At 38.5% G+C, this 22,052-nt stretch carries 15 protein-coding genes, 1 pseudogene and 1 other annotated feature; of the genes and pseudogenes, 13 read left to right on the forward strand and 3 right to left on the reverse strand.

Going from position 1 to position 22,052, the window contains the following annotated elements; genetic code table 11:
* Positions 1 to 56: 56 nt before the first annotated feature.
* Positions 57 to 536 carry a hypothetical protein gene (locus AC4D4A_RS14305; protein WP_490996517.1) on the reverse strand — a complete coding sequence of 160 codons (480 nt, stop codon included), beginning with the start codon at positions 534 to 536 and terminating at the stop codon, positions 57 to 59.
* Between the two features lie 283 nt (positions 537 to 819).
* Between AC4D4A_RS14305 and hemA the strand changes: the two genes are divergently transcribed.
* The 8 genes from hemA to ysxE all read left to right on the forward strand — a co-directional run bounded on the left by hemA (position 820) and on the right by ysxE (position 10,072).
* Positions 820 to 2,181, forward strand: coding sequence for a glutamyl-tRNA reductase (hemA, locus tag AC4D4A_RS14310; protein WP_490996518.1), 1,362 nt, complete (start codon positions 820 to 822; stop codon positions 2,179 to 2,181).
* A gap of 18 nt (positions 2,182 to 2,199) precedes the next feature.
* Positions 2,200 to 3,030, forward strand: a complete 831-nt coding sequence (locus AC4D4A_RS14315) for a cytochrome C assembly family protein (protein WP_066105591.1) — start codon at positions 2,200 to 2,202, stop codon at positions 3,028 to 3,030.
* Positions 3,031 to 3,043: 13 nt separating this feature from the next.
* Entirely contained in the window at positions 3,044 to 3,976 is a 933-nt protein-coding gene (gene hemC, locus AC4D4A_RS14320; RefSeq protein ID WP_066105588.1) for a hydroxymethylbilane synthase, read from the forward strand.
* Positions 3,977 to 4,756 carry a uroporphyrinogen-III synthase gene (locus AC4D4A_RS14325; protein WP_490996519.1) on the forward strand — a complete coding sequence of 260 codons (780 nt, stop codon included), beginning with the start codon at positions 3,977 to 3,979 and terminating at the stop codon, positions 4,754 to 4,756. It begins immediately after the preceding gene.
* Positions 4,757 to 4,773: 17 nt separating this feature from the next.
* Entirely contained in the window at positions 4,774 to 5,763 is a 990-nt protein-coding gene (hemB, locus tag AC4D4A_RS14330) for a porphobilinogen synthase (RefSeq protein ID WP_490996520.1), read from the forward strand.
* A gap of 27 nt (positions 5,764 to 5,790) precedes the next feature.
* On the forward strand, positions 5,791 to 7,080 hold the full coding sequence (gene hemL, locus AC4D4A_RS14335; RefSeq protein WP_490996521.1) for a glutamate-1-semialdehyde 2,1-aminomutase: 1,290 nt from the start codon (positions 5,791 to 5,793) through the stop codon (positions 7,078 to 7,080).
* Positions 7,081 to 7,378: 298 nt separating this feature from the next.
* Positions 7,379 to 8,866, forward strand: coding sequence for a LysM peptidoglycan-binding domain-containing protein (locus tag AC4D4A_RS14340; protein ID WP_490996522.1), 1,488 nt, complete (start codon positions 7,379 to 7,381; stop codon positions 8,864 to 8,866).
* A 183-nt stretch (positions 8,867 to 9,049) separates the two neighbouring features.
* On the forward strand, positions 9,050 to 10,072 hold the full coding sequence (gene ysxE, locus AC4D4A_RS14345; RefSeq protein ID WP_490996523.1) for a spore coat protein YsxE: 1,023 nt from the start codon (positions 9,050 to 9,052) through the stop codon (positions 10,070 to 10,072).
* A 77-nt stretch (positions 10,073 to 10,149) separates the two neighbouring features.
* Here the strand turns inward: ysxE and AC4D4A_RS14350 are convergent, their stop codons facing one another.
* On the reverse strand, positions 10,150 to 10,341 hold the full coding sequence (locus AC4D4A_RS14350) for a YszA family small membrane protein (RefSeq protein ID WP_490996524.1): 192 nt from the start codon (positions 10,339 to 10,341) through the stop codon (positions 10,150 to 10,152).
* A 221-nt stretch (positions 10,342 to 10,562) separates the two neighbouring features.
* Positions 10,563 to 10,798 (forward strand) — a binding site (T-box leader).
* Positions 10,799 to 10,865: 67 nt separating this feature from the next.
* Here AC4D4A_RS14350 and AC4D4A_RS14355 point away from each other — a divergent pair.
* The 5 genes from AC4D4A_RS14355 to AC4D4A_RS14375 all read left to right on the forward strand — a co-directional run bounded on the left by AC4D4A_RS14355 (position 10,866) and on the right by AC4D4A_RS14375 (position 21,576).
* Positions 10,866 to 13,517 carry a valine--tRNA ligase gene (locus AC4D4A_RS14355; RefSeq protein WP_490996525.1) on the forward strand — a complete coding sequence of 884 codons (2,652 nt, stop codon included), beginning with the start codon at positions 10,866 to 10,868 and terminating at the stop codon, positions 13,515 to 13,517.
* Positions 13,518 to 13,614: 97 nt separating this feature from the next.
* Positions 13,615 to 14,925 carry a bifunctional folylpolyglutamate synthase/dihydrofolate synthase gene (locus AC4D4A_RS14360; RefSeq protein WP_490996526.1) on the forward strand — a complete coding sequence of 437 codons (1,311 nt, stop codon included), beginning with the start codon at positions 13,615 to 13,617 and terminating at the stop codon, positions 14,923 to 14,925.
* A gap of 133 nt (positions 14,926 to 15,058) precedes the next feature.
* Entirely contained in the window at positions 15,059 to 16,780 is a 1,722-nt protein-coding gene (locus tag AC4D4A_RS14365) for a sensor domain-containing diguanylate cyclase (RefSeq protein WP_490996527.1), read from the forward strand.
* Between the two features lie 353 nt (positions 16,781 to 17,133).
* Positions 17,134 to 20,595 (forward strand): Ig-like domain-containing protein, encoded by a 3,462-nt coding sequence (locus AC4D4A_RS14370; RefSeq protein ID WP_490996528.1) that lies wholly within the window; start codon positions 17,134 to 17,136, stop codon positions 20,593 to 20,595.
* Positions 20,596 to 20,670: 75 nt separating this feature from the next.
* Positions 20,671 to 21,576: an ankyrin repeat domain-containing protein gene (locus AC4D4A_RS14375; RefSeq protein WP_490996529.1), complete on the forward strand. Its 906-nt coding sequence runs from the start codon at positions 20,671 to 20,673 to the stop codon at positions 21,574 to 21,576.
* A gap of 38 nt (positions 21,577 to 21,614) precedes the next feature.
* Here AC4D4A_RS14375 and AC4D4A_RS14380 read toward each other — a convergent pair.
* Positions 21,615 to 22,052: pseudogene (locus AC4D4A_RS14380) on the reverse strand (hypothetical protein); the annotation flags it as partial.

The following is a 22,052-nucleotide window of genomic DNA, read 5'->3' on the forward strand; positions in this document are numbered from 1 at the left end:
TAGCCTAGTGCAGCAACCCCGACCATTATGGTTAGGGTTGCCCATGCTATCTGCTTTTATTTTTTCTTAAATAGAATGAATCCGCCAATGAGCATTAAAAGAACAGGCCAGTAGTGATTAAAGAAATCAACAAAATGAACCAAGCCCAGTATGGTTAAGATTCTCTCATGGAATATAAAGATGATAGAAACAACTAGGAATAAAATCCCCGGGCCTTTACCAACTCCCTTTTTTAGGTGAAGCAATAAAAGACCCAAACTAATAAATAGAAATAGAGCTGTATGCTCAGCTGGCCAGTTTTCCAAATGGACCGCTATGTATTGGTGTAAACCAAATCCAGTGAGCAGGATTCCAGGAAGTATAAAATCGGAATGACTGCCAAATCTGCTTTCAGCAAGAAAGGCTATTCCTATAATAATACATAGAGATCCCCATGAATAATAAGGTGACAATAGGGAAAAGTTAATCGATTTTAAAAAATAAAAAAGGCCAAAGCCAATCAAAATAGTGCTTGAAAAATAACGATATTCTTTCATATGTAGTCTCCCGGTTTATTATTATTGATAATTATTCTAATCTTTGATAATGTACAATTAGTGATTTAATTTACACATAATACTGTCAGAGAAACATTTTGGCAATTGAGATTCAACCTATTATACATTCATTATATCAGGTTTTTATTTCATGAGAATTTCTCATTTACATGTTTAATTGATATAGAGTTACGATAATGTTCACAATTTGTGGAAAATTTTTCATATACACCAATGATATACTTGCAAAAGAATATGCTCAGATGGGGGTGTGACAGGGGAAATGCATATAATTGTTGTCGGTCTTAATTACAAAACTGCTCCTGTTGAAATCCGTGAAAAAGTCAGTTTTGAATTGGGACAGCTACCGGAAGCGATGAAATCTTTAAGTAAGAAAAAAAGTATCCTTGAAAATATCATTATTTCCACCTGTAATCGGACAGAGGTTTATGCGGTCGTGGATCAGCTGCACACGGGCAGATATTATATTAAAGAATTTTTAGCAGAGTGGTTCGCGGTTGACCAAAATGAACTTTCCTCCTATTTATATGTTTATGAGCAGGACGGAGCAGTTAATCATTTATTCCAGGTTGCCTGTGGATTGAACTCCATGGTATTGGGAGAAACTCAAATACTTGGACAGGTGAAGAAAAGCTTCCAGCAGGCACAGGAAGAAAATACAATCGGAGTATTGTTTAATAATCTGTTTAAACGGGTGATTACGCTTGCCAAAAAAGCTCACTCTGAAACGGAAATCAATAAAAATGCGGTATCAATCAGCTATGCAGCAGTTGAGCTTGGTAAAAAAATCTTTGGCTCGCTTCAGGATAAGAAAATCCTCGTAGTCGGTGCCGGGAAAATGGGCCAGCTTGCCATAGAAAATTTATATAGCAATGGTGCCAATCAAGTAACTGTAATTAACAGAACCTTAGAAAAAGCCGAAATATTGGCATCTAAATTCTCCGGACAGGCAAAAATGCTTCAGGAATTGCAATGTGCCCTGCTTGATGCAGATATATTAATCAGTTCGACCGGATCAAAGGAATATGTCATTACTAAAGAAATGATGGAAAATATCAATATTTTGAGAAAAGGCCGGCCGATTTTCATGGTTGATATTGCCGTACCGCGTGATTTAGATCCTAAACTAATGGAACTGGACAGCGTCTTTCTTTATGATATAGACGATTTAGAAGGTATCGTTCAGGCGAACCTGGCTGAGAGAAAAGAAGCAGCAGAACAAATTATGATCATGATTGAAAGTGAACTGGTTGAATTCAATCAATGGATCAAAATGCTTGGCGTTGTTCCTGTCATTTCTGCATTACGCGAGAAAGCATTAGATATTCAGTCAGAAACAATGGAAAGTATGCAGCGTAAATTACCAGGCCTAAGTGAAAGAGAATGGAAGGTTATTAATAAGCATACGAAGAGCATTATCAATCAGATGCTTAAAGATCCAATTCTTTATGCAAAAGATATGGCAGAAATGAAAAATCCAGAGGCTGCTTTACAGGCATTTGTCTCAATCTTCAATATTGAGGAACTAGTAGAAGAACAGGAATTTAAGGCGGCAGTGCCATTCCAATCTAAAACATCGGTCCAACAAAATAGACCTGTCTTGAAAGTGGTGTCACAACCATAATAAGCAAGGATGGGATATATGATTGATATCAATTTAAATAGATTGCAAGAAATTACAATTATATTATATGGACTTAGTGTCTTATTCTATTTCATAGATTTTTTACAAAATAATCGGAAGGCTCATAAGGCAGCCTTCTGGTTTCTTTCGATTGTTTGGTTGATGCAAACAATTTTTTTATGTCTATATATGTTTGAAGTGGGAAGATTCCCGGTTCTAACCTTATTTGAAGGATTATATTTTTATGTGTGGATATTGATTACCTTTTCACTCATCCTAAACCGTATAATACGGACAGATTTTTTTATGTTTTTTACAAATGTAATAGGGTTTGGGTTGATGGTCATTCATATATTCTCAACATTAGAATCCTATTCTACGGCAGAAGCGCAAACTAAGGTGTTATCTGAGCTGTCCATGATTCATATTACAGTTGCCATTCTATCTTATGCAGCGTTTGCTCTTTCCTTTGTCTTCTCTATTTTGTATCTAATACAGTACGATTTATTAAAGCGAAAGAAATGGGGGAAAAGGCTGAACAGGCTGGGAGATTTGGCGAAACTGGAACAGCTGTCTTATATACTGGTAGCAATCGGTGTTCCTCTGTTATTATTATCATTAATACTAGGTCTTGAATGGGCCTATATAATCGTTTCGGATATTAATTGGTATGATAGTAAAATTCTTGGCTCATTTGCCTGCCTAATTATATATGGAATCTATTTATATCTTAAAGTTAACAACCGGATTTACGGGAAATCACTTGCTTATTGGAATATTGGTTCATTCTTGTTAGTGCTAGTGAATTTCTTCTTTTTCGGCAGCATATCAGCATTTCATGTCTATTGATGGAGGGTAAATCATGAGAAAAATTATTATCGGTTCACGTAGAAGTAAATTAGCATTGACACAATCTAATTGGGTTATTGACCAGCTGAAAAATCTTGGATTACCGTTTGAATTCGAATTGAAAGAGATTGTGACAAAGGGTGACAGGATTTTAGACGTAACTCTCTCCAAGGTTGGAGGAAAAGGTCTTTTTGTAAAAGAGATTGAACAAGCCATGCTTGATGGAGAAATAGATATGGCCATTCATAGCATGAAAGATATGCCGGCAGAGCTTCCAGAAGGACTAACGATTGGCTGTATTCCAGAGCGTGAGGATCATCGTGATGTGTTAATTTCAAAGAATAATCTTACGCTTGCAGAACTTCCGGAAGGTGCGATTGTCGGTACAAGCAGCTTAAGAAGAAGTGCTCAATTATTGGCAAAACGTCCGGATTTAACAATCAAATGGATTAGAGGAAATGTGGATACACGCATTCAAAAATTAAAAGATGAAGAATATGATGCAATCGTATTGGCGGCAGCAGGTCTTTCGAGATTAGGCTGGAAAAAGGATGTTGTGAGTGATTTCCTTGATGAAGATACTTGTATTCCTGCAGTTGGCCAAGGGGCGCTGGCGATTGAATGCAGAGCAGATGATCATGAATTATTGCAGGAATTAGCTAAATTAACTTGTCAGGATACAAAAGAAGCTGTCACAGCAGAGCGCGTCTTCCTGAATAAAATGGAGGGTGGCTGTCAGGTTCCAATTGCAGGTTTTGCATATAAAGACGAGAAAGGGACCTTACAATTTCAGGCACTCGTCGGAACGCCTGATGGGCGTACCATTTATCGTGAACAAATTTCAGGAGATGATCCTGAAAGCTTAGGTATAACAGCTGCCAATCGCCTAATCGAACGTGGAGCAAAGACTTTAATTGAAAAGGTTAAAGAGGAGATGGAAAGCTAAATGAAGCATTCCTTGTTTCTTTTGGGTAAAGGCGTATTGGTAACAAGAGAAGAATCGCAGGCCGAACAATTGTGTGCCATGATTGCTGAGCATGGAGGGGTACCAATTAAGGTGCCTCTTCTTTCGTTTCAAAAGGTTGTTGCAGATAGGCTTGAATCAGTAAAAGAAAAGCTGAGCAGGCTGGAATCCTTTGACTGGATCGTTTTCACAAGCAAGCCGGGTGTTGACCTGTTTTGTGAGATGATGAACGAAATGAAATTTGAAGGAATCTATCCTAAAATAGCAGCCATTGGTAAAAAAACGAAAGCAGCCTTGCAGGAACATGGTCTGCGGCCTACTTTTATCCCACCGAAATATGTAGCTGAATCTTTTTTGCCTGCGTTTCTGGAAGTAGTGGATACAAGTGAATCTGTGCTCATTATAAAGGGCGACTTGGCGAGAGATTATCTATTTAATGGACTGATAGCTGCAGGTATACATACAGAAGAGTCCGTTATTTACAGCAACCGTATGCCAGAAGATAGTGAACAAGCCTTAGTGGATGTACTTACAAATAAAAAGATAGATATTCTATTATTTACGAGTCCTTCGACAGTAAATCATTTTATGAAGACCGTGAAAAAACATCATCTATTTGACTGTTTGATAGATAAAGTGACAGTTGCAATCGGACCGGTCACGAGGAAAAGAGCCGAAGAGCTTGGCGTGGCTGTCACATTATGTCCAGAGCAATATACCGTTGATGAAATGATGAAAGAATTAAGGCAGTATTATTCGTAATGGGGGAGGACCTTAAAATGGCCAATATTGAATTTAATCGACACAGAAGATTAAGAAGAAATGAATCTATGAGAGCGCTTGTGCGTGAAACACATTTACATGTAGAAGACTTTATTTATCCGATTTTTATTACGGAAGGTACAAATGAAAAGAACCCGGTTACTTCTATGCCAGGAATCTATCAATTTTCCATGGATCGTTTGAAAGAGGAAATGGATGAAGTAGCTTCACTTGGTATCAAATCTGTCATTCTCTTTGGAGTACCGGATGAGGAAAATAAGGATGAATGCGGGACAGGCGCTTTTCATACCCATGGAATTGTCCAAAAAGGGATTCGTTTTGTAAAAGAAAACTATCCTGAAATTCTTGTTGTAGCTGATACATGTTTATGTGAATATACAAGCCACGGTCACTGCGGTATGGTTAAAAATGATGAAATCTTAAACGATGAAAGTCTGGAGCTTTTGGTTAAAACAGCTGTCAGCCAGGCGGAAGCAGGAGCGGATATTATTGCTCCTTCCAATATGATGGATGGATTTGTAGCTGCGATACGCCAGGGTCTTGATGAGTCAGGCTATCAGCACATTCCAATCATGTCCTATGCCGTTAAATATGCATCCGCATTTTATGGTCCATTCCGTGAAGCAGCAAACGGGGCGCCTCAATTTGGTGATAGAAAATCCTATCAAATGGATTATGCCAATCGTATTGAAGCCCTGCGTGAAGCTGAATCAGACGTTCAGGAGGGAGCGGATTTTATCATTGTGAAGCCAGCTCTTGCTTACCTCGATATTATTCGCGATGTGAAGAATACGGTAAATCTGCCTCTTGTAGCTTATAATGTAAGTGGAGAGTATTCCATGGTTAAAGCAGCAGGTGCAAATGGCTGGATCGACGAAAAAGCCATTGTGTTGGAAATGCTGACTGGTATGAAACGTGCCGGTGTAGATTTAATTATTACTTACTTTGCAAAAGATGCAGCAAAATGGTTAAAAGAATCAAATTAATTCCATATATAAAGGAGATTGCAACTTATGCGTTCATATGAAAATTCTAAGAAAGCATTCCAGGAATCCATCCATTTATTGCCGGGCGGCGTAAACAGCCCTGTCCGTGCTTTTAAATCCGTAAATATGGATCCGATTTTTATGGAAAGAGGAAAGGGTTCAAAAATCTATGATATTGATGGCAATGAATATATTGATTATGTTCTTTCCTGGGGACCGCTGATTCTTGGCCATGCAAATGACCGGGTAGTAGAGGCGATTAAAAAGGTTGCTGAAACTGGTACAAGCTTTGGTGCTCCAACTTTAATGGAAAATAAATTGGCACAGCTTGTAATTGACCGTGTCCCATCAATTGAAATGATACGGATGGTCTCCTCCGGTACAGAAGCAACCATGAGCGCACTTCGTCTGGCACGAGGATATACAGGACGGGATAAGATTCTTAAATTTGAAGGATGTTATCACGGACATGGAGATTCATTGCTTATCAAAGCTGGCTCAGGCGTTGCTACACTTGGTTTGCCGGATAGCCCTGGTGTTCCAGAGGGTGTTGCGCGAAATACCATCACAGTTCCATACAATGATCTTGAGAGTGTAAAACTTGCTTTTGACCAATATGGCGAAGATATCGCAGCTGTCATTGTAGAGCCGGTTGCGGGAAATATGGGGGTAGTCCCTCCACAGCCAGGCTTCTTGCAGGGATTAAGAGAAATTACTGAGAATCACGGTTCTTTATTAGTCTTTGACGAAGTTATGACTGGTTTCCGTGTTGATTATCAATGTGCGCAAGGTCATTTCGATGTTACTCCAGATTTAACTTGTCTAGGAAAAGTAATTGGCGGAGGACTTCCTGTAGGAGCATTCGGCGGTAAAAAAGAGATTATGAGCCAAATTGCGCCAAGCGGTCCTATCTATCAAGCCGGAACATTATCAGGAAATCCGATTGCGATGACAGCCGGTTATGAAACGTTAATCCAGCTAAATGAGGATACGTATAAAGAGTTTGCTAAAAAAGCAGATCTCTTAGAGGCAGGGTTTAAGGAAGCAGCTGAAACCTACAAAGTACCTTTAACATGTAATCGAGCAGGCTCTATGATTGGCTTCTTCTTTACTAATGAACCGGTTAAAGATTACGAGTCTGCGAAACAATCAGATCTTCAATTTTTTGCGGATTATTATAAAGAAATGGCGGAAAATGGTGTATTCTTGCCACCATCTCAATTTGAAGGAATCTTCCTTTCGGTTGAACATAGTAATGAAGATATTCAAAAGACTATACAGGCTGCCCAAAAAGCGTTTAAAGCGATTAAACGATAAAGTGAAACAATGTCCAGTGAGGAATTACTTTCATTCCACACGGAGTATTAGTTGAACTAATAGACTTCTTACTGTTGCTTATTTTTCTCATAACTGTTCCTGCTTCTACCTATGTTTGAGGCGAGAGTCTGTGCTCTAGTTTGAATGAGATAAAGTGATTAGTAGATTCCCCCGAGAGCATACTTGGGGGAATTTTTTTATTCTCCAAACATACGTTTAACAAAGCACATATTTTCTGTATCTGAAGCATAGGCTGATAATGGCATTTAGATGAAAAGGGCTGAAGGGAGGAAATTGGGTGTCTGAGGATCATACATCGTCATTACGATTTTCATTAGAAGAGAGTGTGTGGTTTCAAAGGGGACAGGAAGTTGAGGAACTGTATTCCATTTCGCTTGAACCAAATGTTTCAGCTCATCAAGTTGAACAGTATGTCATTCTTAAAGGGACTCTGGATTTAATGGGGGAATATAAAGCCACTGAGGCAACAGGACAGGAAGAAGGAGCAGAAGATCCGTTTCGGCGCTATGTTTCTGTAATCGAACAAAGGGAGCATCAGTTATTTGAATTCCATCAGCAATTTCCTGTGGATATAACAATTCCTGCAGAAAGAGTTCGGGAAATGGATGAGCTTAATATAGGTGTGCATACCTTTGATTATAAGCTGCCAGAAAAGGGATATCTGCAAATTAGAGCAGATTTATGGATTGGTGGAGTTTACGAGAGCTTGCCTGAAGAGCAGTCCCAAGTGACAGAGACAGAGGAACGAGAAGAGACTTCAAACTATCAAAATGATACTTCCGAGCGATTTCAGCAAGAGCATCAAACTCATCCATGGAATAAAACCAACGAGGATTTCGAGGAGTCAGCAGAGGAGATTACTATTCAGGCGCAAGTCCATAATGAGCACGAGGAAGAACAGATAGAGGTGCATTTATATCGGGAAAATTCTGAGGATGAGGATCAGGAGCCGGATGACTTGGTAGATTCGACTGAAATTTATCTCAAGAACCCAACTTCTTATATAGAGAGTAATCATAACCAGGATGACCATTTTTATGTTGAAACTAAATTATCACCCCGGCAGCATCAACCAGCGGATGATGAAGAAACGCAGCCGAATGATGAGTCAGATTATACAGACAAGGACTACAGCCCTTTTGCTTTTGAACAGGATCAATTAGTTGACAGAGAAAAGCAAAAGGATGAAAACCACTCTTTTTCCATTCCATATGATAATAGGTATGATGAGGGTCCTCCAGAATTAATGGAAGTCGTACCTTATACTGTCGAATATGAAAAAGAGGATAGTTCTGAATATGAAAAAGAGGATAGTTCTGAATATGAAAAAGAGGAAAGTCCTGAATATGACAGAGTACAGCCGCATCAATATCAACCGAATGTAGCACCAGATTTGAATAAAGCTGCGGTAGAACGGGAAACAAATGTTTCTCATGGACGTCAACAGAAAAAGGAACAAGCATCCAATCAGTATGTAGAGAAAAAGTACCAATCGTCTAATTCTAAAAGAGAGAATGAGAACGAAGGTCAAATTGAGGGTAAATCCAAATCTTTGTTATATGATCTATTTACAGAGGAGGAAGAATCACAACAATCAAAAGTCAGAGTCTGTATTGTACAAAATGGAGAAAATATTGATGTTCTGGCAGATCGATATAAAACAAGCGTTCAGCATATCGCGAGAATAAACGGGCTGGAATTAACATCCGATCTTAAAGCTGGTCAGGTAATTTATATTCCTGAAGCTGCTGCTTCTTATAAATAATAGGTTTAGTTAACAGCAGAGCACAGCATTATATGCTCTGCTTTTTTAATAGGAATACTACAATGCGGTTTTGGCTGTGAGAAGCATGGTTGCATAGCTCACAAAAATTAATGACGTATAGGACAACTGAAATAGATTTCATTGGTTTCCAAAAAGGGCACATACAGAAAGGGTGCCATAGGAATGTTAAGAAAAGATCAGGAGTGGATATCTGAGTTACTAAGAAACTATCAATTGGAACTTGAATTTTACGAGGATTTTGGAAAAGTAAAAAAAGTATATACGAACAATGGTGTATTCGCGATTAAAACCATCCTGGCAACCAAAGGCATTGATTTTATCAAAAATGTGCAGAACCTATATCAAAATGGATATAACCGAATTGTTCCGATCTTTCCAACAGTTGATGGCAGATATGGAGTATTAACTCATGATAAAATCAGTTACCTTATGCCTTGGCTGCCGGATGAACATATCGAGGAACGGGCAGAACGACACCAGCAGATGTTCAGGGAACTGGCAAGAATGCATACGCTATCTGGCAAGGAAATCAACATTACTAAAGAGGAACGGGAAGAGCATTATGAAAAAACAGTCAAGGAGTGGGAGGAGCAAAAGGAATTTATTCGTGAAATGGTAACAACCATCGAAAAGAAGTGGTATATGTCTCCGTTTGAGCAATTGTTTAGTATGTGCTTTTATGACTTGTCTCAGGCTCTAACGTATTCCTTAAATAAACTGAAGGAGTGGTTTGACCTAACAAAGGAAGAAGAAAAAGTACGCAGTGTGGTGACGCATGGAAATATTTCAATTCATCATTTCTTATATAGTGAAAATGGTTATGGACATTTTATCAATTTTGAACAGAGTAAAACCGCACCTGCCTATTTCGACTTATTGCCTTTTGTCGTTAAGCAGTTAAAAACTTATCCAATCCAGGGTGAAGAAATAGTTGAGTGGATCTATCTTTATCTGAAGTATTTTCCCTTCAAGGAGGGTGAGCTGCGTTTATTCTTATCCTATTTAGCCTATCCGGCTAATTGTATCAAGGTAGTAGAACAATACTCCAGAAAAAAAGGCAAACAGGATGAAATTCAATTTTGCCGAAGATTCCAAAGGCAGTATTGGTTATTAAAAAACATTGAATATATCATCATGAGGATGGAACAAATAGAAGAAAGCAAAAAGGCGAAGGAAGAGAAATAAAAGATACGGCATCAACATAATTGTATCAAACAAAAACCAGGCAAACTTACCTGGTCTAAATGAATAGCTATAAAAGATTACAGAATATCAAAGTGGAAGGCTAAAGCAAGGCCAATCAGTAAAAATAGCAGAAATAAATCAAAAGTGGTCGGAAAAAAGAATGTCCGGATTCCTTGAAAAACGGCAAAGGGAATGGAGAATTGCTGTAAGACATTTCTTGTATTTCGAATCCACGGAGGCATATTGTATTGAGTTACCTTTTTTCGCATGTAAATTCCCCCTTTATGATAGAATATAAAAATACCCCTGAATGGGTGTCTGTACAGCATTATTTAAGGCGCCTAAGATTGAGATTTGACGATGGCACCTTGGATATAGGCTTGAATAAAATAAAGAAAAATGGGAAACAATGATTGACGAGTAGATGCATACTTATGTATGATAACAGTATTAAAAAATGATTTCCGATTATGAGAAACCAAAATAACAATGAAAAGCTTTGAATGGGAAGAGTATGTGATTAAGACTGTAAGAGAGAGGAATCCATCGGCTGTAAGATTCCTTCAGTAACCGTAATCGCAGAAGGTCGCCCAGGAGCTGTTTCCGTGAACGTCAGGTAGTAGCGGATAACCGGTGAAGAGCCGTTAACGAAATGAAGTGCCGATACAATAGTTATTTGTATTGGAACAAAGGTGGTACCGCGAGACATACCGTTTCGTCCTTTTTATATAGAGGATGAAGCGGTTTTTTTATTGCGTTTTTCACCAATTATGAAAGTAAAGGAGAATGAAAAATGGAGCAACAAACGGATATTGGTATGCCAACCAAATACGATCCTCAATCAATCGAAAAAGGGCGCTATGATTGGTGGTTAAAGGGTAAATTCTTTGAAGCGGGACAGGATAAACAAAAAGAACCTTATACGATCGTAATTCCTCCCCCAAACGTAACGGGAAAACTGCATTTAGGTCATGCATGGGATACTGCACTTCAGGATATTTTGACAAGAATGAAGAGAATGCAGGGTTATGATGTATTATGGCTGCCAGGTATGGACCATGCGGGAATTGCAACTCAAGCGAAGGTAGAAGAAAAACTGCGCAATCAAGGGGTATCACGTTATGATTTGGGACGTGAGAAATTTGTTGAAGAAACATGGAAATGGAAAGAAGAGTATGCATCTCATATCCGTGAACAATGGGCAAAACTAGGTTTGGGCCTTGATTATTCGCGTGAACGCTTTACTCTGGATGAAGGACTTTCAAAAGCTGTTCGTGAAGTGTTTGTAAAACTTTATGAAAAAGGGCTTATTTACCGCGGTGAATATATTATTAACTGGGATCCAAGCACAAAAACAGCAATCTCTGATATTGAAGTAATTCATAAAGAGGTTAAGGGTGCTTTTTATCATATGCGCTACCCACTAGCAGATGGCAGCGGACATATTGAAGTTGCGACAACTCGTCCGGAAACAATGCTTGGCGATACAGCAGTTGCTGTTCATCCGGAAGATGACCGTTATAAGCATCTGATTGGAAAAACGGTTATCCTGCCAATCGTAGGAAGAGAAATTCCGATTGTTGGCGATGATTATGTAGAGATGGACTTTGGTTCCGGTGTTGTAAAAATTACACCAGCACATGATCCTAATGACTTCGAGGTAGGTAATCGTCACAATCTTGAACGCATTCTAGTTATGAATGAAGATGGAACGATGAACGCAAAGGCTGGTAAATATGAAGGTATGGACCGTTTCGATTGCCGTAAGCAAATTGTGAAGGATCTTCAGGATCAGGGAGTGTTGTTCAAAATTGAAGAGCACATCCATCAGGTTGGACATTCTGAAAGAAGCGGATCTGTTGTAGAGCCTTATTTATCTACACAATGGTTTGTTAAAATGGGACCATTAGCAGAGCGTGCAATCGAAATGCAATCCACTGAAGGTAAAGTAGAATTCGTACCGGAGCGCTTTGAGAAAACATATTTGAATTGGATGGATAATATCCATGATTGGTGTATCTCCAGACAGCTTTGGTGGGGTCATCGCATTCCGGCTTGGTACCATAAGGAAACAGGCGAGGTATATGTAGGAATGGAAGATCCTGCAGATATCGAAAACTGGACACAGGATACAGATGTATTGGATACATGGTTCAGTTCTGCGCTATGGCCGTTTTCCACAATGGGCTGGCCTGATACAGATTCAGAAGACTTTAAACGTTATTATCCAACAGCAGCTCTTGTGACTGGATACGATATTATTTTCTTCTGGGTATCAAGAATGATCTTCCAGGGACTTGAATTCACTGGAGAGCGTCCATTCAAGGATGTATTGATTCATGGACTTGTACGTGATGAGCATGGCAAGAAAATGAGTAAATCTCTTGGTAATGGTGTAGATCCAATGGAGGTTATTGAGAAATATGGTGCGGATTCACTAAGATATTTCTTAACAACTGGAAGCTCACCAGGTCAGGATTTACGTTTCAGCTATGAAAAAGTAGAATCTGTTTGGAACTTTGCCAATAAAATTTGGAATGCATCCCGTTTCTGCTTGATGAATATGAATGGGCTGAAATATGAAGAGATTGATTTAACAGGCGAAAAATCAGTTGCGGATAAATGGATTTTAACTCGTTTAAACGAAACGATTGAAACTGTAACAAGACTGGCAGATAAATATGAATTCGGTGAAGTTGGCCGTGCATTATACAACTTCATTTGGGATGATTTCTGTGATTGGTATATTGAAATGGCGAAGCTCCCTCTGTATGGCGAGGACGAGGAAGCTAAACTTACAACACGTTCTATCCTTGCGTACGTATTGGATCAAACGATGCGATTATTACATCCGTTTATGCCATTCATCACGGAAGAAATTTGGCAGAACCTTCCTCACCAAGGAGAGTCCATCACAACAGCTTCTTGGCCTGTTGTAAATCCGGACTTAACGGATGAAAAAGCTTCAGATGAAATGAAATTGCTTGTTGAAATCATTCGTACAGTACGTAATATCCGCGCAGAAGTGAACACGCCGCTCAGCAAAAAAATCAAGCTTTCATTGAAGGCGAAAGATGCAGAAACGCAAGCTGTTCTTGAGAAAAACAGCAGCTATATCGAGCGCTTCTGTAATCCAGAGGAATTAACAATTGGTACAGACATCCCTGCAGATGATAAAGCGATGACAGCTATCGTAACGGGTGTTGAATTAATTCTTCCATTGCAAGGTCTATTAAATATTGAAGAGGAACAAAAACGTCTTCAAAAAGAACTTGAAAAATGGAAAAAAGAAGTGGAAAGAATTGAGAAAAAGCTATCCAATGAAGGCTTCATGAAAAAAGCGCCTGAAAAGGTGATTGAAGAAGAAAAAGCGAAGCTGGCAGACTATGTTGAAAAACGTGAGGCTGTACAAAGCCGTCTGAAGGATTTAGAAGAATTGGCTTAAGATATTTTTATTGCGCCCTGTTCGAAGCATTTGAACAGGGTGTTTTTGTTCAATCATGTCATACTAATACATAGCGCAATGGTTGAGGAGTGAAAAAATGATACAGGATTATCAACAGGCAGAGAAGTTTCTTGCAGACCGTACAGCCAAACTTGGAATGGATTTTGGCTTGGAGAGAATGGAAAGAGTATTACGTAAATTGGGAAATCCGGAGCGCAGCATTCCTTGTATACATATAGCAGGCTCAAATGGGAAGGGTTCTACACTTACGTTTTTAAAGCATATTTTGTTGGCAGAGGAATACCGGGTAGGTACCTTTACATCTCCCTATCTTGAAAAGCTGAATGAACAAATCATGGTTGGTGAGGAAATGATTTCGGACAATAAGCTAGTTGAATGTTTAAATTACCTCCTCCCTGTTTTAAATGAAGCAGAGCAAGAAGGGGATTATCTGACTGCTTTTGAAGTAACGACTATATTAGCTTTTCTGCACTTTAAAAATGAGCAGCCGGATATTCTTATTATTGAAACAGGACTTGGGGGAAGACTTGATTCCACTAATGTAATTGAACCGCTTCTGGAGATCATTACTAGCATTTCTTTAGAGCATACCAACATTCTTGGGAATTCTCTGAATGAAATTGCAACAGAAAAAGCAGGAATTATCAAGAATGGCACATCAGTCGTTACTGCTGTAAAAGATGAGGAGGCACTAGAGCCCCTTGCCAAACAGGCAGAGAAAATGAATGCTGTTTTATATACTCTAGGAAGAGAATTTAAGATAATGAATCGCTCTCAACCTAAAAATCAGGAAGTTTTCACGGTTAAATGGCGAGAACACTTGCTGAAGAACTTACATATTAGCATGCTTGGAAGCCATCAAGTTGAGAATGCTACGCTTGCAGTTATCAGTTCATTATTACTCAGTGAAACGTATAGCTTTTCGATTCGGGAAGAAAGTATCAGAAAAGGACTGGCATCTGCCAGATGGAAAGGCCGTTTTGAGATTGTATCGAACCAGCCGTTAATCATCCTGGACGGCGCACATAATGTATCGGGTATAAACTCTCTGCTTTCAACGATTGATGATCGTTACCCAAATTGTAATATACATATTTTGTTTGCGGCTTTAAAGGACAAGGATTATACAAAGATGATTCAGATGATTGAACAAAAGGCAGCAAGTATAACTTTTACGGAGCTTCCATTAGAACGAATGAATGAAGCAGAGGAGCTATTTAAACATAGTCGTCATCCTCATAAGGATATAAAGAAAGATTGGGTGGCAGGAATAAATGGGATATTAACCAAAATGAAAGACGGAGATATGCTATTGGTCACAGGTTCTTTATATTTTTTGGCGTCTATTCGCCCTTATATCGTCAGTGAAATCATTCAAAAGTCATAACTATATCCCTCTAAAAGTAATGATGTTCATGACAATCCTCCATAAGACCTGTTTTTGTAAATATTTGTGTGACAGATGTCAGAATTTTTGATAAAATGTGACATAAGATGGATTCCTGAACGGAGGGACGGTAATGGTTACAAAACAAAAACGCATCATTATTTGGATACTCTGGTTTTTGATCGTCCCTGCAAGTTTATATATTTCATATACGGAGTATCCTATTTTAGGAAGCTTTTTTTCGATTGATATTCTGCTGTTCCTATTACTGCTTTGTATTATTACGTATTACCCTATCATGATAAATGGATTGCCGATTTTTCTCCTTCAGGGCGTATCTTTGGCTTTATTCCTTGAGTACGGATTATTTGTAGAAATAATCCTTTCGCAAATCGGAGTAATGACATTGCTCTACCGAATAAAAATAAGTAAGGATGAGCTTTTCCGCATTCCGATGAATTCTTTAATGTTTTTTATTAATTCACTAACAAGCGGATTCATCTATTATTTACTTGGCGGTCAGCATTCCAATCTGGATTTATCTGAGATAAGTGTATTTTCATTAATTGTAATCCACCAAATTGTCTGGTTCTTATCTAATTTTATTTGTGCTTTACTCATAGATGTGTTTGTATATGAGGCAAAAGTAGAGTTTGTAGCAAAAGATCAGGTAGCTGATATCGTGTCCAGTATTATCATCTTTCCGATTGGTTTATTATTGTACTCAACCTATCAGGAGCTGGGGGTTGTAGCCATTATTATTGTTGGCATACCGCTTGTCAGTTTGGCTCTTGTGATGAGACTGTATTATCGGGCTGATACTATGAATGAAGATTTGCAAAAAGCGAGTCAAATTGGTCATAGGTTAACGGAAAGATTGGAAGTCAAGCAAGTCCTGGATTTATTTCTGGGTGAAATTTCAAAGATTTTCCCAGTCGACGAAACCTATATTCTGAGTGTGGATAGCAAAGCCAGCAATCGCCTTCGTATGGTTCGTTATGAAAGTAAAAATGAGACTGGTATGCCCCATTTGAATTTAATCTCGGCAACAGACAGCTTGATTGGAGAAGTATGGGAATCAAAAAAATCATTGCTGATTCAGAGCTCTGCCTCCCTGAAGAAATACGAAAACCATGGTATTCCTGATTGGGCAGAAAGCGTATTGATTGTTCCGGTTTTAAATGCAGAGCAAATGGAAGGGATTGTCCTTCATATCTCTTCGAAAAAAAACTTCTTTGAAAACAGTCAGATAACGATCGCAGATATTCTTTCTACATATCTGGCATCAGCTATTGAAAATGCGAGGCATTATGAAGAAACGAAAGCCAAAAGTGAACGCTGCTCTTTAACAAATCTCTATAATAACTATTTTCTTGAAGACTATTTAAAAGAACAATTTAACCTGATAAGGAAAAAAAAGCTGGACACATTGACTCTTATCTTAATAGACTTGGATCACTTTAAGTCGATAAATGACTCTTACGGACATTTGGGTGGGAACGATGTTTTATGCCAGGTAGCAGAACGTTTGTCTTCACTCGTACAATATAAAGGGATTGCAGCCAGATATGGCGGTGAAGAATTTGTGCTTGCCCTACCTGGTGCAGGAGTGGAGGAAGGCTATCAATTTGCCGAACTGGTACGTCAAAAAATTGGAACAAAGTCGTATGAATTAGTATCTGATTTAGGTAGTGAAAGCAGGAGGATTCATGTAAGAGTGACTGCATCAATTGGAGTTTCAACCGCGCCGAATGATGCGGATGATCCTCACTCATTAATCCGTCATGCAGACCGAGCGATGTATACAGGAGCAAAACGCGCCGGACGTAACAAAGTGGCGCAATATATTAAATAAAAGAGACGTATTCTGACTAGTAGAGAGGAGGAATACGTCTTTTTTGTTCAAGAAGAAATAGATTAAAAGTTGTATGTTTGGCCTTGAGTTTGATATATGGAACAACTGATCAAAACTTTAAGAGAAAAATCCGTGTATTCATTACTATTTTGATAAAAAGATGAATTTAAATCTACCCATCTCTGTAAATCAACAAATATCCTATAAGATTGATATTTATAAAAAGTACAGATAATTTATTGAAAAATATACAAAATAATGGTAAAGACTGTATAATAATAAGTAATGATATAGGTATTTTGTACGAGTTAAGAATAGATTCGATTTAAAATACACGGTAGAGGGGTGGGTATATGAAAAGAGGGCTGAAACTAGCAATTGCTATTATTATTTTATTTTCAACGGTATTGCAGGCTCCTAACGTAACACATGGAGCGGAAAGCACTCCAAAAATAAGAGTTTTGGAGATTTACGATAATAAAAATAATTACCCGACGAGGCTTGAGGGTCTTTTAGGGGAGAACCAATATGAATATACATCAATGCCAATGAAAAAATTTGTAGCACTTAGAGAAGAATTGGATGGGAAATATGACATGATTGCCATCATGGAAGGTACCTATTCGGAGGCAAAAGTAAAAGACAAGAATCATAATACTACATCCATTCAGAATGATATTACAAATTTGAAGCTGCAAGAAATTATTGACGGGTTTATAAATAAGGGAAAGCCGGTCATAGTGGATAGGGATACAATCAATTCCCATAGGGCTATATTGGGGCAGTTAAAATCCCATCTTTATAAGGCGAATGTACTTAATTATAATTACCGAGGTGCGGAATATCTTTTTCCAGTCCAGATGGGCGTATTTTTTAATTACTACAACGCAACTGGTCCAAGATTTTCGCTAACAACAAAACCAAGTGAAACAACTGCCTATCAGGATGGGGACAATCTAAGTTTTAATTTTAGGGTGCAAAAGCCAGCTGATGTGGAATCAAGAGATTTAAAGGCTCGGCTGTTGATCGATTCTGATTTTAATGATCAATATGATACGGATGAGATTGTAAAGGAAATACCGGTTACCTCGCAAAATAGTACAATCACCTTTGAATTACCGAAGGGATATTCGGGAATCCGTTATTGGAAGTTAGAATTACTAGATAATGGTACGGGATTTAAGGATTATGAAAAAGGGATGATTAAGTTTGTAGATCAGCCTGTGCAGCTAAAAGTCCTGCAGGTTACACCAAATGCCAATTATAACAGCAGTTTATTGAATAGCAGCAATATGAACCAATCTTATTTGAAGAAAACAAATGAATATGAGATTAATATTGATGTTACTAAAATGGACATATTTAACGGATCAACTGGTCCTAATTCGCATACTCAAATTAACGGAAAATACGATATGGTTATTTTTGGATTTGGGGATGAGTACAACAAAACCAACTTAAATGCCAATTCGACTCGTTCTTTAGAAACGTTTATCTCTTCTGAGCAAAGCATTATGTTCACACATGATACGATTTTCCAAAAAGATGGCAGTAATACCGATAACTTTTGGTTGAAGAATTTTAAAGAAATATCAGGCCAAATCGACCCAAAGACAAACTTGGGCTATGGAGCCCCGCGTACTTCTAATTCTACAGCACTTATAAACAGCGGGATTATGACCAGCTACCCTTATAATCTGGAAGAAGAAAGAATTCGAAAAGGCTCTGCAAAAGATATAGCTTTAACGCATAACCAGTACTTTACCTTGAATCTGGAAGATTCTAAGGTAATCCCCTGGTATAACATTAAAAGTGACCGAACAAGACAGCAGGATCAAACTGATTACAATAATCCTCGTGATGTAAATGATAGCTGGAACCATTATTATACGTATTCTAAGGGGAATATTACGTATTCGGGTACCGGTCATACAAATACAGGATTTCCTGATTGGGAGCAGAAACTGTTTGTCAACACTATGTATCGTGCCTTTTTAGGGTCAAACCATGCTCCCATAATTACGGTTATTTCTCCTAAGGAGGGTGACCTGATTCCATCAAATCAAAATATTGAACTTGCCTATAACATTCAGGATTTTGATCTGAAGGATAAAAAGATTGCTACGAAAGTCTATGTTAATAACAAGCTTGTTTTTGAACAAACTAATGTAAGCAACGGTACGACGATTGTTCAGCCAATCCCTCATGGTTTACCTGAGGGAGGAAATGCTGCTATACGAATCGAAGCAATCGATGCTAAAGGCGCCAAAGCTACTAAAGAATTGAATGTAAAAGTTGTAAAGCTGCAGACGAATCTTCAGGTAAATCGGACCGTTCAAGCCTCCAATCCAATCAAGGTTGGTGAGGATACGGAAATCACCTATACAATTACTCCACAGGATATAACGGGAGATCTTGCTAAAGCGATCAGAGAATCAACGGTTACATTAAATGAGGTTACACTAACTGAAAATCTGCCAGCAGGAATGGAAGTCAGTGGGGGCGGTAAAACCAGCGGTACAACTGCTTCTGGATTAACATACACACAAACCTTAAATAATATCGTCTATAAAAGAGTAGGGACTATCTTTAAAGCAGAGCCTGTTACGTTTACGGTTAAAGTGAAACCAACTGTGAAGAAAGAATATGTATTAAAGGATTCGACGTTAAGTTATAAAAATGCTCTCAAAAAGGATGAGAACGTTAAGTTTAACCAATTAACGCTGATTGCTGAAAATGGCCTGGAATCGGTTACTTTCCCTGAAACCTTTGAATTAAATAAGGATGTAGATAAGAATTTTTCGCTTGATCTCGATTTAGTTCCGAGTGATGCGGGGATTAAAAGTATTGAATGGTCAGAAGCCAGTAATGGAGACATTTTAAACATTAATCCTGAAACAGGTGCAGCAAAAGTTTTAAAAGCAGGGAAAACGAAGGTAAAAGTAAAAGTGACGGATGTATTTGGCAAAGTAATTGAAAAAGAGTCAGTCGTGACCGTCCGTAAATACGTGAACACTATCAGTGTGGAAGATATGGCTATAGATGTTGGAGAAACAAAAGGTTTATCTATTACAACCGATCCAGCTGATAACCGAGACAGTCTTACATTAACCTTGAGTGATCCATCTATTGCAACCATTGATAAAGAAAGCTTTACTATAACAGGTCTTAAAAAGGGAGAGACGATTTTAACGGTAGTTGGAATAACAAAAGACGGTGACGTGATTAAGAAAACAGCAGCAATTAAGGTTAACTCGGTACCAGTAGGCTGGATTACAATCACACCAAACCCTCTGTCAATCAATAAATTTGATCAATATCAGCTTGCGAGTGATGTAGGACCAGGCAATGCTACTAATAAGAAGATTATCTGGAAGTCATTAGATCCTGATATTGTTCGGGTAGATGAGAATGGAAAAGTCGAGGGAGTAGGAACCGGAAAAGGTATTTTGCTAGTATCCTCTGAGGATGGAAATGCTTCAAAAGAGGTCATTGTAAATGTCGGACAGCCTCTTACAGGAATTACAGTTCCAGAGGTAGTCAATATCGAAAAAGGAGAGACCAGATCTGTAAAGACTTACTTGGAATATTTGCCGTCTGATGCAACCAATGTAACATCTGTAACTTATACAATTGGGAACGATTATTACGTATCTCTCAAATCGGATGGAGTATTCACCGGCAATAGAATCGGTAAAGATGTTATCAAGATTACCGTAACGGATGATAAAGGAAAAGAGTATTATGCCGATCTTAATGTAAATGTGACATCACCTGGCAGCGGAGAAAATGGAAACGGCAATTCGAAATATTAAGAGAGAAATAGACTCACTCCGCGAGTTAGAGTGAGTCCATTTCTTTAAGGGAAGAGCTCGGGGGAGACAAACTATATGAAAAAGAAAATCATCCTATCAGTATCTGCAATCCTGATTATGACTGCTATCGTCCTTGGTATAGTAGGCTTTACGGAAAGAAGTAATGCAAAGTCGAAACAAGAGAATGAGGAGAAACTGACAGAGGCTATTGCAATAGGAGATTTAAAACAGGTAAAAGAATTGGCTGCAGATAAGCATACCTCCTTAGAGGCGAATAAAGAGGGAGTCACACCGCTTGATTTGGCCATTATGAATCAGGATTATAAAATTGCCAGTGTTCTGTTGGAGCATGGAGCAGTTATAGCACCTCAATCAGATAATCCGTTGTTTGTTACGCTTGTATTTTCAATCGGGAATCCCGATAATGAGGAGACGTATAGAGAAGCGTATAATATGTTTCTAACAGCAATCAAGAATCATAAAGATAAACTGGATGATACAAATGGCAGAGGAAATACTGCCCTGCATATAGCTGCATTGCGCGGAGTGACCGATATTGCTGATTTGTTCATGAAAGAAGGGTTGGATCCAAGCCAGCCTAATAACGAAGGTGAAACACCCGCCTATATTGCCTCGCAGGAGGGGCATTTAGAGATTATAACTCTATTGGAGGAGAAGGATCCTGAATTGCTGAGAGTGCAAGACCAGAAAGGAAATACTGTTATTACGGCTGCTGTTATCAACATGCGGGATGAGTTATTGGATGTGCTTCTTGAAAAATTACCTGAATTAATTAATAAACAAAATAATGAAGGAAAAACGGCTTTAATATATGCCAGTGAGTATGGGGAGACTGACCTAGTAAAAATGCTCCTGAAAGCAGGGGCGGATCCATCCATTAAAGATAATGAGAATAAAACCGCTGCTATGTGGGCGAAGGAATGGAATCATACTGAAATCGTGAATTTAGTAGGAAAGTAAAACCCGTTGGTGCGTAACCAACGGGTTTTGTTTACATTTTATTTCTTTTCAATTCGGTCGGTAATTACCTCCAACCCATTAACCTTTGGAAGGCCTTGTGTTTGATTTAAAAATAATCGTTTATTGTTTGTCACTTGCAGTCTTGAAGTGAGCTTATCCTGATTAGCCGTAAAGTCAATATGACCTTTTTCCACCGCGCTCCCTCGATAGCTATTTACAACCAGATTATCCCTGGAAAATATTCCTCCCTCTACGCGAAGGAGCGAACCAACAGCATAGATGTTTGCCTCCGAAGCTGTATATAGATATCCGTTGATTTGGTCAGCTTTATCCTTGAATGGATTAATGATGGAAACCTCCAATTGTCCCTGTGTCATTAGGATAAGGACTTCTCCAGAATTTCCTTGGTCACAGCTATTTTGATAGCATGTAATATTAATATTATTTAACGTTGTATTCCCAAGCGCATATATGAC

Source organism: Pradoshia sp. Z5_111 (genome assembly GCF_058267535.1).

Bases quoted from the DNA above. Each gene is read 5' to 3' on its own strand.
- AC4D4A_RS14305 (WP_490996517.1), bottom strand. From the start codon at position 536: ATGAAAGAATATCGTTATTTTTCAAGCACTATTTTGATTGGCTTTGGC.
- hemA (WP_490996518.1), top strand. From the start codon at position 820: ATGCATATAATTGTTGTCGGTCTTAATTACAAAACTGCTCCTGTTGAA.
- AC4D4A_RS14315 (WP_066105591.1), top strand. From the start codon at position 2,200: ATGATTGATATCAATTTAAATAGATTGCAAGAAATTACAATTATATTA.
- hemC (WP_066105588.1), top strand. From the start codon at position 3,044: ATGAGAAAAATTATTATCGGTTCACGTAGAAGTAAATTAGCATTGACA.
- AC4D4A_RS14325 (WP_490996519.1), top strand. From the start codon at position 3,977: ATGAAGCATTCCTTGTTTCTTTTGGGTAAAGGCGTATTGGTAACAAGA.
- hemB (WP_490996520.1), top strand. From the start codon at position 4,774: ATGGCCAATATTGAATTTAATCGACACAGAAGATTAAGAAGAAATGAA.
- hemL (WP_490996521.1), top strand. From the start codon at position 5,791: ATGCGTTCATATGAAAATTCTAAGAAAGCATTCCAGGAATCCATCCAT.
- ysxE (WP_490996523.1), top strand. From the start codon at position 9,050: ATGTTAAGAAAAGATCAGGAGTGGATATCTGAGTTACTAAGAAACTAT.
- AC4D4A_RS14350 (WP_490996524.1), bottom strand. From the start codon at position 10,341: ATGCGAAAAAAGGTAACTCAATACAATATGCCTCCGTGGATTCGAAAT.
- AC4D4A_RS14355 (WP_490996525.1), top strand. From the start codon at position 10,866: ATGGAGCAACAAACGGATATTGGTATGCCAACCAAATACGATCCTCAA.
- AC4D4A_RS14360 (WP_490996526.1), top strand. From the start codon at position 13,615: ATGATACAGGATTATCAACAGGCAGAGAAGTTTCTTGCAGACCGTACA.
- AC4D4A_RS14365 (WP_490996527.1), top strand. From the start codon at position 15,059: ATGGTTACAAAACAAAAACGCATCATTATTTGGATACTCTGGTTTTTG.
- AC4D4A_RS14370 (WP_490996528.1), top strand. From the start codon at position 17,134: ATGAAAAGAGGGCTGAAACTAGCAATTGCTATTATTATTTTATTTTCA.
- AC4D4A_RS14375 (WP_490996529.1), top strand. From the start codon at position 20,671: ATGAAAAAGAAAATCATCCTATCAGTATCTGCAATCCTGATTATGACT.